Annotated in this window: 12 protein-coding genes and 1 tRNA gene; 5 read left to right on the top strand and 8 right to left on the bottom strand. The window is 34.8% G+C overall.

The annotated features are described in order from the left end of the window. Window positions 1-24: 24 nt before the first annotated feature. The 6 genes from DMB91_RS00510 to DMB91_RS00485 all read right to left on the bottom strand — a co-directional run bounded on the left by DMB91_RS00510 (window position 25) and on the right by DMB91_RS00485 (window position 8,222). Window positions 25-570: a methylated-DNA--[protein]-cysteine S-methyltransferase gene (locus tag DMB91_RS00510; protein WP_034903920.1), complete on the bottom strand. Its 546-nt coding sequence runs from the start codon at window positions 568-570 to the stop codon at window positions 25-27. A gap of 76 nt (window positions 571-646) precedes the next feature. Next, window positions 647-2,041: an argininosuccinate lyase gene (gene argH, locus DMB91_RS00505; protein WP_034903923.1), complete on the bottom strand. Its 1,395-nt coding sequence runs from the start codon at window positions 2,039-2,041 to the stop codon at window positions 647-649. Window positions 2,042-2,045: 4 nt separating this feature from the next. Beyond that, complete coding sequence (gene pckA, locus DMB91_RS00500) at window positions 2,046-3,620, bottom strand: phosphoenolpyruvate carboxykinase (ATP) (RefSeq protein WP_143116763.1); 1,575 nt, start codon at window positions 3,618-3,620, stop codon at window positions 2,046-2,048. A gap of 19 nt (window positions 3,621-3,639) precedes the next feature. After that, window positions 3,640-5,442 (bottom strand): biotin/lipoyl-containing protein, encoded by a 1,803-nt coding sequence (locus DMB91_RS00495; RefSeq protein ID WP_034903927.1) that lies wholly within the window; start codon window positions 5,440-5,442, stop codon window positions 3,640-3,642. 72 nt (window positions 5,443-5,514) lie between these two features. After that, window positions 5,515-6,852 carry a sodium-dependent transporter gene (locus tag DMB91_RS00490; RefSeq protein WP_034903928.1) on the bottom strand — a complete coding sequence of 446 codons (1,338 nt, stop codon included), beginning with the start codon at window positions 6,850-6,852 and terminating at the stop codon, window positions 5,515-5,517. A 20-nt stretch (window positions 6,853-6,872) separates the two neighbouring features. Beyond that, window positions 6,873-8,222, bottom strand: coding sequence for a sodium-dependent transporter (locus tag DMB91_RS00485; RefSeq protein WP_034903930.1), 1,350 nt, complete (start codon window positions 8,220-8,222; stop codon window positions 6,873-6,875). Window positions 8,223-8,500: 278 nt separating this feature from the next. Between DMB91_RS00485 and DMB91_RS00480 the strand changes: the two genes are divergently transcribed. The 5 genes from DMB91_RS00480 (at window position 8,501) to DMB91_RS00465 (ending at window position 10,708) form a co-directional block, all read left to right on the top strand. Further along, entirely contained in the window at window positions 8,501-8,839 is a 339-nt protein-coding gene (locus DMB91_RS00480; protein WP_034903934.1) for a F0F1 ATP synthase subunit C, read from the top strand. A 37-nt stretch (window positions 8,840-8,876) separates the two neighbouring features. Next, a tRNA-Leu gene (locus DMB91_RS00475) sits at window positions 8,877-8,962 on the top strand. 39 nt (window positions 8,963-9,001) lie between these two features. Continuing rightward, window positions 9,002-9,565, top strand: a complete 564-nt coding sequence (locus tag DMB91_RS09215) for a methyltransferase domain-containing protein (RefSeq protein ID WP_312845389.1) — start codon at window positions 9,002-9,004, stop codon at window positions 9,563-9,565. A gap of 17 nt (window positions 9,566-9,582) precedes the next feature. Then, the gene (locus DMB91_RS09210; RefSeq protein WP_312845388.1) at window positions 9,583-10,146 is read left to right on the top strand and encodes a hypothetical protein; all 564 of its coding nucleotides are present in this window, start codon (window positions 9,583-9,585) and stop codon (window positions 10,144-10,146) included. 94 nt (window positions 10,147-10,240) lie between these two features. Next, on the top strand, window positions 10,241-10,708 hold the full coding sequence (locus tag DMB91_RS00465; RefSeq protein ID WP_034903936.1) for a hypothetical protein: 468 nt from the start codon (window positions 10,241-10,243) through the stop codon (window positions 10,706-10,708). Window positions 10,709-10,877: 169 nt separating this feature from the next. On the opposite strand, the gene lepB is transcribed toward DMB91_RS00465, so the two are convergent. Together lepB and folD are read right to left on the bottom strand one after the other, a co-directional pair. Next, entirely contained in the window at window positions 10,878-11,726 is an 849-nt protein-coding gene (gene lepB, locus DMB91_RS00460; protein ID WP_034903940.1) for a signal peptidase I, read from the bottom strand. 85 nt (window positions 11,727-11,811) lie between these two features. Further along, window positions 11,812-12,666 (bottom strand): bifunctional methylenetetrahydrofolate dehydrogenase/methenyltetrahydrofolate cyclohydrolase FolD, encoded by an 855-nt coding sequence (gene folD / locus DMB91_RS00455; protein WP_034903943.1) that lies wholly within the window; start codon window positions 12,664-12,666, stop codon window positions 11,812-11,814. Between the last annotated feature and the right edge of the window lie 54 nt (window positions 12,667-12,720).

Below are 12,720 nucleotides of genomic sequence, written 5' to 3'. Positions count from 1 at the left end.
TTGTATCTCAAATTTCAAATATTGCTAAAGTGAGCTTAAATGTTTTGGGACAAAAAGGCCTTTCATATCCACACCTTCATGTTCTAAAAGCTTGATTTTGGTTTGTATCCCACCTGCATAGCCTGTGAGATTGCCATTTGATCCCACAACTCTATGACAAGGAATGATGATTGAGATAGGATTATGCCCTACAGCAGAACCTACAGCTTGAGCGGACATTTTAGCTTTGCCTTTTTCTTTAGCGATGATTTTAGCGATATCGCCATAAGTCATTAGCTTTGCGTAAGGAATTTCACACAAAATTTGCCAAACTCTTTGCCTAAACTCACTACCTATAGGTGCAAGCGAAAGCTTTGAAATGGCTGGTTTTTCGCCTTTAAAATAGCTTTTTAGCCAAGCTTTGGTTTTTGCAAAGATTTCTAAATCATCATTATATATAGCTTGAGCTTTAAGTTCGCTATCAAAATGCTTTTGACTTTTAAGCCATAAGCCTATAAGATTTTTGCCATCACAAACTAGACTAATATCCCCAAAAGAAGAAATGTAGTTTGTTTGATAATAACTTTTCACTTTTTTTCACCTTAACCTCTGTTTAAAAGTGATAATATCATAATTTTATTACATTGCAAAATTTATGTTTTGTGGCTTAGGCTACTTTATCTCCTTTCAAGAAGTTTTCTAAAATCTTGATCTGCTTTTCTACGCTTTTTACAGCACTTGAACCCTCGCTTTGCTTTGCATTTAAAGAATTTTCAAAATTTAAAAGCCTTTTTGCATTTACTTCATCAAAAAGTGGTTCAAGTTCGTGTAAATTAGAAAGCTCGCTTAAATCAAGCCCCATTTTATCAGCCTTTGCTACCACTTCGCCGACTATGAAATGTGCCTTTCTAAAGGGGATATTTTTTTCACGCACTAAAAAGTCCGCTAAATCAGTAGCTAGCAAATGTCCTTTTTGACAAGCTTTAAGCATATTTTCTTTTTTTATGCTAATTTCTTTAAGCATAGCATTTAGGATAATAAGGCTTTGTGTAGCATTTTTAACACTATCAAAAAGCCCTTCTTTATCCTCTTGCATATCTTTATTATACGCAAGCGGTAGAGCTTTCATAGTGGTTAAAAGAGCGATTAAATTCCCATAAGCCCTGCCTGTCTTACCTCGTATAAGCTCACATACATCAGGATTTTTTTTCTGTGGCATGATAGAACTTCCTGTAGAATACGCATCGCTAATTTGTATAAAATCAAACTCAGCACTTGAAAAAAGTATAAGCTCCTCACACAGCCTTGAAGTATGCATGAAAATCACAGCTATATTATAAAGCAAATCAAGAGCAAAGTCCCTATCACTCACGCCGTCCATCGCATTTGGCATAATGTCTTTAAAACCAAGCAAATTTGCACTCATCGTTCTATCTGTTTTATAACTCGTGCCAGCACAAGCACAACTTCCAAGTGGGGAAAAATCAGCCAATTCAAAACTTGCCTTAAGCCTTTTAATATCACGCATAAACATAAAAGCATAACTTAAAATCCAAAAAGAAAAGCTTATAGGCTGAGCATGTTGTAAATGCGTAAAGCTAGGCATTATGGTCGTTTTATGAGTTTTTGCATGAGTAAGTAAGGTTTCAATGAGTTCTTTGAGTAAATTTTGTAAAAGCTGGTTTTGTTCTTTTGCAAAAAGTTTAAAATCAGTTACTACTTGATCATTTCTACTTCTTGCGGTGTGGAGCTTGCCACCTATTTCAGCACCTATCAAGGCTGAAAGACGTTTTTCAATCGCCATATGTATGTCTTCATCTTTAATATCAAAGCTAAAATTTCTAGCTTCAATCTCAGCTTCAATCTGCTTTAAACCCTTAATCATAGCATCTTTTTCAGCCTCACTGATGATAGCACAATGACAAAGCATATTCGCATGAGCGATTGAACCTTGTATGTCTTGTTTGTATAAAAGCTTATCAAAAGTTAAACTTGCATTAAAAACTTGCAAAAGCTCGCTACTTTGGCTTTCAAAGCGACCAGACCACATGGAATTTTTCATTTATTTATGCCTTAGGACCAAAACCAGAATATTCTTTGCCTTCAGCTACATCTTCATAACGTTTGAAATTTTCTACAAACATACTAGCAAGTTTAGCTCTTGCTTGTTTATAGGCGTTTGTATCGCTCCAAGTATTTATAGGGTTTAAAAGCTTACTTTCCACTCCAGCAAGAGCCTTAGGAATAGTTAAATTAAAAAGCTCGAAATTCTCAAATTCACAAGCTTTTATAGAACCATCAAGTATAGCATTAATACACGCTCTTGTTGCTTTGATACTCATTCTTTGCCCTACTCCATAGCCTCCACCGCTCCAGCCTGTATTAACTAGATATACACTTACATTATGCTTGTCTATTTTTTGTCCTAAAAGTTTGGCATATACGGTTGGATGAAGGGGCATAAAAGGCTCACCAAAGCATGCTGAAAAAGTCGCTTGAGGCTCTGTAACACCTCGTTCTGTGCCAGCTACCTTAGCTGTATAGCCGCTTAAAAAATAATACATTGCCTGCTCTTTGGTAAGCTTGCTTATAGGAGGTAAAACTCCAAAAGCATCAGCGGTTAAAAAGATGATATTGCTTGGATGCCCAGCTTTTAAGCTTGGTTCGTGATTTAAAATGTGTTCGATTGGATAAGATACACGTGTGTTTTCAGTCTTTGAAGCGTCTTTAAAATCCACGCTTTTATCTGCTTTTAAAACTACATTTTCTAAAAGGGCATTTCTTTTAATGGCTGCATAAATTTCAGGCTCATTCTCGGCACTTAAATTTACACATTTTGCATAACAACCGCCCTCAAAATTAAACACACCCTCATCGTCCCAACCATGTTCATCATCGCCGATTAATTTTCGTTTTGGATCGGTTGAAAGCGTGGTTTTTCCAGTGCCACTAAGCCCAAAAAAGAGGGCTACATCGCCTTTAGCACCCACATTTGCCGAGCAGTGCATAGGAAATTTATTTTCTAAAGGTAGCCAATAATTCATCATAGAAAAAATGCCCTTTTTCATTTCCCCGCCATACCAAGTGCCACCGATCACACCGATATTTGTTTCTATATCAAAGATCACAAAAACTTCTGAATTTAAGCCTTGCTTTTTATAGTCTTCATTGACACATTTGCACGCATTATACACCACAAAATCCGCACTAAAATCCTTTAGTTCTTCTTCATTTGGACGAATAAACATATTTTTAACAAAATGAGCTTGCCAAGCAATTTCGCTGACAAAACGCACAGCTTTTCTACTTTGTAAAGACGCCCCACAAAACACATCTTGTATATAAATATTTTTATTGCTGAGTTGCTTTTTAGCTTTTGCTAGAAGTGTTTCAAAGAGTTCTTTTGAAATTGGGCGATTAATCTTGCCCCAAGCGAGGTATTTTTGACTTGGATCTTGCTTGACAAAATACTTATCTTTTGGACTTCTACCAGTAAATTCGCCTGTATCGACTGCAAAAGTGCCGTTTTTGGTAACTTCACCTTCTTTGTTTTGTTCTTCATGCTTAAAAAGCTCATCATAGCTTAGATTGTGAAAAACCTGCTTAACATTAACAAGTCCTAATTTATCAAAATCTTTAATCATTTGCATTTTTATTTCCTCATTCATATATCGCTAAAATTTGTCCTTCAGCTACGCTATCGCCAGCTTTTACGACTATTTCTTTAATCACTCCATCTTTTGGAGCAAGTGCCTTAATCTCCATTTTCATCGCTTCAAGCACGATAACAACTTGTCCAGCTTTTACCTTATCGCCAGCTTTGGCAACGATTTTAAAGACATTACCGGAAATGCTTGCTTTTACGCCATCAGTATTTTCATCGCTTGCAACTTGAGTAGAAGTTTTTTCATCACTGCTTTCTTCTACCTTACTTACACTTTTAATATTGACATCTTTATCAAAACCAGCATGCACTTCAACATGGTATTTGTTGCCATTTACAGCTATGGTAAATTGAGTTTCATCTGCACTGATATTTGAGCTTTTTAGCATGCTTGAAACTTTACGCACATTCAGCTTTGCCTCGCCTTTTAAGAAGGCTATGCCTTTTTCTTTACACGCTGCAGCGATAAAGATATTTTCTTCGCTTGTTTCAATGCCTTCTTTTTCAAGAATTTTACGTGCAAATTCCAAGCTCTTAGTTTCGTCTTTATCAGCCAAATCAATGGCAAGTTCAGTTGTTGGCTTTAAATTAAGCTGTTCGCTGGCTAACTTTATGACTTCACTATCAGCTGGAACAGGGGTTTTTCCAAAATAACCAAGCACCATTTTACCATATCCATCAGCGATCTTTTTCCACTTTCCAAACATAATATTATTAAAAGCTTGTTGAAAATAAAATTGAGAAACAGGAGTAACCGAAGTGCCAAAACCACCCTTTTCAACCACTTCTCTCATAGCTTTAATCACTTCAGGGAATTTATCTAAAATATTATTATCCCTCATCATTTGAGTATTTGCAGTCAAAGCTCCACCCGGCATAGGTGAAAAAGGTATGAGAGGACTTACCACAGTCGCTTCAGGTGGCAAGAAATAATCTTTCAAACACTCTTTAAGCACTTCTTCATAAACAAGAATCTTTTCTGCATCAAGCCCACCTAGATCGTAATTTTTGCCCTTCACTGCATGAAGCATGGTCAAAATATCAGGCTGACTCGTGCCACCACTTACAGGAGAGGCTGCTAAATCTATACCATCAACCCCGGCTTCTAAAGCCGCTAGATAACACGCTACGCTCACCCCAGCAGTTTCGTGCGTATGTAATCTCAAATGTGTGTTTTCAGGTAAAAGCTTACGCGCCATTTTTATGGTTTCATATACTTTTTGAGGGCTACTTGTTCCACTTGCATCTTTAAAGCAAACGCTATGAAAAGGAATTTCAGCCTCTAAAATCTGTTTTAAACTCTTTTCATAAAAAGCAACATCATGAGCACCCTTACAACCCGGTGGCAAATCCATGATAGTAACGACTATCTCGTGTTTTAAACCATGCTTGACTATACATTCGCCACTAAATTTAAGATTATTGGCATCATTTAAAGCGTCAAAATTACGTATGGTTGTCGTGCCGTGTTTTGCAAAAAGCTTTGCGTGCAGATCAATAAGCTCTCTACTTCCTGTATCCAAAGCAACAGTGTTTACACCTCTTGCAAGGGTTTGAAGGTTGGCTTCTTTACCGACTATTGAGCGGAATTTATCCATCATTTCAAAAGCATCTTCATTAAGATAAAAATAAAGACTTTGAAAACGTGCCCCACCACCAAACTCAAAATGAGTAATGCCAGCTTCCTTAGCCGCTTCTAAAGCAGGGAAAAAATCCTGCATCAATACCCTAGCCCCATAAACAGACTGAAAGCCATCTCTAAAGCTCGTATCCATAATGTCAACAAACTTCTTTGCCACCTTTTCTCTCCTTACTTACAAAAAGCAGATTTTAACAAATCAACTTTAAATTTTGATGAGTTTTTTATTAAATTATACAAAAAAATTATAAAAACTTATAAAAATAATAGCAAAAGGCGTGATAAAACGCAATACAAAAAACCAAAATTTAAACATTTTTCTACTCATAAAAGAGTTAAAAAGTCTGTAAATTTGGCTCGTTTTGACAAAAAATCCTACAAAAATACTTATACAAAACACTCCTAAAGGAAGCAAAAAATTTGAAGTGAGTTTATCCAAAAAATCAAAAAAATTCAGTTCAAATACCATAAAATACATAGAAAAAGAGGCATTAAAAGATAAAATGCAAGCTACAGAGAACACAAATACCACAAAAGCACTTATCATCAAAGCTTTTAAACGACTTATCTTAAAAGTACGTGTAAGATAAAAGATGAGGGGTTCTATCATAGAAACTGCACTTGTAATACCAGCAAAAAACAAAGCTAAAAAGAAATAAAAGGCTAAAAAATTCCCAAATACACCAAGCTGCTTAAATAAACTCACCAAAGACACAAACACAAGCCCAGATCCTTGCATACTAGGATCAGATCCAAATTCAAAAATAAAAGTAAAAACGATAAGTCCCATCATCAAAGCGATAAAAAGATTGATACACACTATAAATATAGAGCTTTGAAGTAAATTCACTTTCTTTGGCAAAGCTGCTGCATAAGTAACTATACACCCTATACCTAGACATAGAGTAAAAAAAGCAAGTCCTAGTGCATCAAGCAAAGAATCAAAACTAAAAACCTTTAAATTTGAGCTGAAAAGGTGTAAAAAAGCTTGTTTGAAGCCTTCAAATTGCATGCAATATAAAAGCATAGCCAAAAGCATAAGAAACAAACTTGGCATAATGATAATATTAAGCTTTTCTATGCCTTTAATCAAACCACGAGAAAGCACTGCAAAAGTAAGTATAAAAGAGATAAAAAAGCACAAAAACGATACAGCTAAATCTTGACTTAAAAGCATATCAAAATCCACTTTTGCTTGAGTAATATCTTTTGGTAGATAAAAAAGGCTAAAAAACATATATTTTAAAACCCAGCCCATAATCACAAGGTAAAAACTCAACACAAAAACGCCACTGATCATAAAAATGCCGCCAAATTTCCAATACTTCGCACCTCTTACAGCCAAACTTTCAAAAGAATGAGCTAAATCTTTTCTGCTTAGCCTTCCCATAGCAATTTCAGCTAAAAACACACTCAAGCCTAAAGTCAGCGTAAGAAGTAGATACAAGAGCACAAAGCTAAATCCACCATTTTTTGCAGCTAGAGTTGGAAATTTCCACGCATTTCCAAGCCCCACAGCCGAGCCAGCTACAACTAAAACAAAGCCTATTTTACTAAAATATATCCTCATAAGCTTTTATCCAAAAAGCCTTATAATAACTGCTTGAGCGGATAAATGGAATTTATAGCAATAAGTATAATTATAAATGGTGCAATAAAACGCAAGAAAAAATACCAAAGTTCAAAAAAGAAGCTATTCATACAAGGTGCAAAAAGAATTTGCAAAGCTTCTTTTTTCACCACAAAGCCTACAAAAATCGCTGCACAAAGCCCACCTATTGGCATAATGATATTTTGCACGAGATAATCAAGCACTTCAAAGAAACTTTTATCACCAAAGAAAGTGAAAGCAGTAGCTTGATTTGATGAGAGTATGCAAATCACACCGAGTATATAGACAAACACGCCTATATATACAAGAGCTTTAAGACGCGAAAAGTTAAAGGTATTGATAAGATAAAAGGCAAAAGGCTCGATCATGGAAATCGCACTTGTAATGCCTGCAAAAAATAAAGACACAAAAAAGCATACAGCTAAAATATTTCCCACAACGCCAAGTTTTGCAAAGAGCGTAGCTAAAGAGATAAAAATGAGTCCGGGACCTTGCTGAGTAGGATCAGCTCCAAATTCAAAAATAAAAGTAAAAACAATGAGCCCCATCATCAAGCCTATGAGTATATTTATAAAGATAATAGAAAGTGTGCTTGTGATGAAATTAGTGCGATCGGGTAAAGAAGCTGAATAAGTAATGATAGTGCCAACACCCAAAGAAAGACTAAAAAAGGCAAGTCCTAAAGCTTCAAGTATAGAACTAACGCTAATTTTGCTAAAGTCTGGTTTAAATAAAAACTCAAGAGCTTGCAAAGAACCATCTTTGCTTAAAGCATAAAAAAGCATAAGCACAAGCAAGATAAAAAGACTTGGCATCATCCAGACATTAAGCCTTTCAATACCATTTTTAATGCCCTTTGATACCACATAAAAAACAAGAAAAAACACAAAAGTAAAACACACAAGCTGAAGCAAAGGGCTATTACTCACAAGCTCACTAAATTCACCTGCTGAACTTTGAATATCACTCGGTAAGGTTAAGGCACTAAAAACGGCGTATTTAACAATCCAAGCAATAACCAAGGAGTAAAAAGAAAGAAGCAAAATCGCCCCAAGCATAGTAAAACCGGCTAAGCCCCATGCTTTTTTGCCTTCTGGAGCAAGGTTTTTGTAGGCATTTACGGGATCTTTTTCGCTTAGTTTTCCTATACTAAGCTCTGCTAAAAACACCACAAAGCCAACACAAAGTGTTAAAAACAAATAAAGCAAAATAAAAGCAGAACCTCCGTTTTGTCCAACTAAAGTAGGAAATTTCCACGCATTTCCAAGTCCAACTGCTGATCCAGCCACGGCTAAAACAAAGCCGATCTTTGAGAATTTTGAATTCAAGGTTAAGCCTTTTAAACTTTATAATGTCAAAATTAAAGCTAAAAATACCTAAAAACTTGTTTAAATGCTTGATAAAATGCTTATTTTTTGATATTTGATGATAAAAGGTAGAAATTTTTCACAATGCTTACAAATTTATAGATAGCTTTTAGATTTTATTTTAAACAAAATTAAAGTTTAAAAAGGTTAAGATTATGGTTTTAAAACAGATTTTTAAAGCTCTAAGTAGGGATACGCAAGCCGAACTAGTTTTAAAAAGCTGAAATAAAGGAGAAAATATGAAAAAAATCGTTTTTTTGGTGCTTGCTTTGGCAAGTGTAGCCTTGGCTCAAACAACAGGTGCTCCTATTGAACAAGAGTCTATTAATGTATGGATTAAAGCCTTTTCAGTGCTTGCAGCTGGCTTAGGGTTAGGCGTTGCTGCTCTTGGTGGGGCTATTGGTATGGGACATACTGCTGCAGCAACTATAGCTGGAACAGCAAGAAATCCGGGTCTTGGCGGAAAATTAATGACAACAATGTTTATCGCCCTTGCGATGATAGAAGCTCAAGTTATCTACGCTCTTGTTATCGCTCTTATCGCACTTTATGCAAATCCTTTTATCGCTTTTGCTTAAAAATCAAGCCTCTTCTTTAGAGGCTTTTACTTTCAATGCGGTTATGGTGGAATTGGTAGACACGCTATCTTGAGGGGGTAGTGCGCTTCGCGTGTGCGAGTTCAAATCTCGCTAACCGCACCATTCATTTTTATAAACTTAAGTTTTAAGAAAGCAATTCTTATGAAAAATATCGACTATGAAACAAGAACAAAATGTGTTGTCAGTGGTGATGAAAATTTAGAACTCCTTTCAAGCGAAAAATATCCTTTGTTTTGTGGTTGCACAGAAGAAGTGCAAAGTGAAGATATTATCGCTGATATGAATTTTTGCATTAGTAAGAATTCTGGAGTTATTCAGCTTCAAAAACTTATACCCTTAAATTTACTTTATGCCAATGGACATGATGCTGGTTCAGTTGGTGCTATCTGGCAAGAACACCACAAACAATTTGCCCGTTTTGTCATGCAATACAAACCAAAAAAAATTCTTGAAATAGGCGGTGGACACGGAAAACTTGCTCTTGAGTGCTTAAAACTTGATGAAAATTTAAACTATACTATACTTGAACCAAATTCAAACTATAAGCATGAAAAAATTTCTTATATTGATGCTTTTTTTAGTAAGGATTTGGTGGCAGATAAAAATTTTGATACCATAGTGCATTCACACACTTTTGAACATATTTATAATCCTCATGAGTTTTTAGAAGAGCTCTCATCTACATTGACGGGGGGGGGCATATAATTTTTACTCTGCCAAATATGCAAAAGTGGCTTGAAAATAAATTTACTAATTGTCTTAATTTTGAACATACCATCTTTTTAAGCGAGGCTGTGATAGAGTTTTTACTCAACAAACATAAATTAAAAATCATTAATAAATTCTATTTTAAAGAACATAGCATTTTTTATGCTGTTTCAAAAGATGAAAGTATAGATACTCAAACAATACAAGCTCCAAATGAATACACGAAAAACAAAAAACTTTATGAAAATATGCAAAAATTCTATACAGCTAAAATCGCTGAACTTAATGAAATTTTAAAAATAAGCAAGCAAGAAATTTATCTTTTTGGGGCTCATCTTTTTAGTCAATACCTCCTTTATCACGGCTTAAAAAGCGATACAATTAAGGCTATTTTAGATAATAACATAAACAAACAAGGAAAAAGGCTTTATGGCACTTCTTTGTTTGTTCAAAGCCCAAAAATCCTCAAAGATAAAGATAATGCTTTATTGATACTTAATGCTGGTGCTTATAATGAAGAAATCAAAAAAGATATTTTAGAAAATATCAATAATAAAATTCAAATTATAAGTTTTTGATCTGTAAAAAATACTTTATTTTAAGTATAAAAGATTAAAAAATATTTGAATTTTGCCGATTTTGTAAATGGAAAATAAATTTTAAGGCAAGACAATGACAATTCATTCTTACAATACAGGTTTGAATTTCACATTTTCAAATCCTGCTACTACGCAAAATGAGGAAAAAGACAAACAAAACACTCAAGCACAGCAAAATAATGCGAATTTAAATACAGCAAATGCACTCACCAATTCTCAAAACAATATTAAACAACAAACAAAAAGCGAAAATATATCAAATTCTGTTCAAGAAAGCCCTTCTGATATCATAAAAAACATAAATGCTGAGGCAACTAAAAAGTTGAGTCAAACAACAAGCAGTGAAGAAGATAATCAAAAAGAAGAAGATATCCTAGATAAGCTCAAAGAACAACTGAAAATGCTTCAACAACAACTCGAAAAAACAAGTGATATGGAACTTAAAATGCAGCTGCTTTCACAAATCATCGTTATCATGGCACAGATTGCCGAACTTCAAAGTATTTTAGGCGATAGTGGTGGCTTGAGTTTTAAAGCTTAAAAAACCAAAATTTTTAAGGCTATGATATGCTTTTTTATAACAGAATATCCAAAGCTAATAAAAATATCTTTACACCACAAAAGTAATATCTAAAAAACCAACAAAAGCTTGTGGTGTAAAACTGACAACGATAAATGAAGCAAATGAAAAACAAAAGACAAGATTGTTTCTACTCTAAAGCCCCTATTTTGCTTTCTTTATGGTGTATGTATCGCTCATCATTTTCTAGAGTATCGATAAAACGCCCTATTCTCTCCCAGCGTATATTTTTGTTTTCGTCCCAAGAAAAATACGTAAACCAAGGTGTGCCAACAATAAATTTATAAGGCACAGAACCCCAAAAACGACTATCATTTGAATGATCGCGATTATCACCCATCATAAAATACTCATCTTGAGGCACAGCATAATAATACGCATTTGCCCCATTCGCACCCACTTCGCCAAAACCTGACAAAATAATAGGCTGCATAGCAAAGGCATTTCTGCTTAGATAAAGATTATAAGTTGCCTCCATATCTACTCGCTCATCAGTATGTATGCCTTTTTGCTTGTAAGGTTCTTTAACAAAAATTTGATTTTGAATATAAACGATACTATCTGCATAGTTTTGTTTCATATATTCATCACCCTCGCTCATCTTAACATACAGAGTCGAACCAACCATCACAACTTCATCGCCACCCTTTGCCACAAGACGTTTAACAAAATGAATTTTTGGATCGAGTGGATTACGAAAAACAACTATATCACCACGTTGTGGCTCTTTACCGCGAAGCAAATGTCCATCGCCGTTAAAATCTGGTAAAATAGGCACTTCAACCCAAGGAATATGTGGAATTGGCAAACCATAACTAAATTTCTTTACAAATAAAAAATCCCCAACCAAAAGCGTGTTTTTCATCGAACCACTCGGTATAGTAAAAGCTTGAATAAAGAAAAAAATTACAAGCAAAACGATGATAATTGTGCCTATCCAAGATTGTGAGAATTTATGAATACTCTTAAGTTTTTGCATTTTCTTCCTTAAAATGAGCTTTTATTTTAGAAGCTGTTTTGTGAATTTTAAAGTTGTATTTTAAACTAAACAAGCAAATGAACGCTTAATTTTCAAATTTAACGCGGTTTTTGGCTGCTTTGATGGTGTTTTTCAAAAGCATAGCTATAGTCATAGGTCCTACACCGCCAGGAACTGGTGAGATGAAGCTTGCTTTTTTGCCTACTTCTTCAAAATCTACATCGCCCACAAGCTTACCATTAATGTGGTTTATCCCCACATCAACGACGATAACACCTTCTTTTACCATATCAGCTTTTAAAAGCCCAGCATACCCAGCTGCGACCACGATCAAATCAGCCCTTTTAGTGTATAAACTTAAATCCTTAGTTTTAATATGGCAAATACTCACACTTGCCCCTTCATTTAAAAGCAAAGTTGCCATAGGACGACCAACTATGTTTGAAGCTCCTATAACCACGGCATCAAGCCCACTTAACTTTATGCCATAGCTTTTTAAAAGATAAATCACACCTTGTGGGGTGCAAGCAACAAATCCACCTTTTAAATTTGAGCTCAAACAGCCCACATTAAAGGGATGAAAGCCATCAACGTCTTTGTTTGAATTGATACTTTCAAGCACTATATTTTTGTTGATATGAGCTGGTAAGGGAAGTTGCACTAAAATTCCATCAATGCTATCATCATAATTTAAAGTGTTAATAAGAGCTAAAAGCTCATTTTGCGTTGTTTGCTCATTGAGCTTATAAACCAAAGACTTTATCTTACACGCCTCGCAAGCTTTGGCTTTATTATTTACATAAGTATTGCTTGCTAGATCATTGCCTACTAAAACTACAGCCAAACAAGGCTCTATTCCTTGTTCTTTAAGTTTTTTAGCCTCATTTACCACTTCTGTTTTAAGTTCTTGGCTGATTTTTTTTCCGTCAAGTAAGGTCATCATTTTTCCTTGAATTTATAGCTTTTTTTATAAAAAAAATTGTATCATAATAAA

Origin of the sequence: Campylobacter sp. MIT 97-5078, from assembly GCF_006864455.1 — a bacterium.
Taxonomy (GTDB): domain Bacteria; phylum Campylobacterota; class Campylobacteria; order Campylobacterales; family Campylobacteraceae; genus Campylobacter_D.
This window is presented reverse-complemented; position numbering and strand designations above follow the sequence as displayed.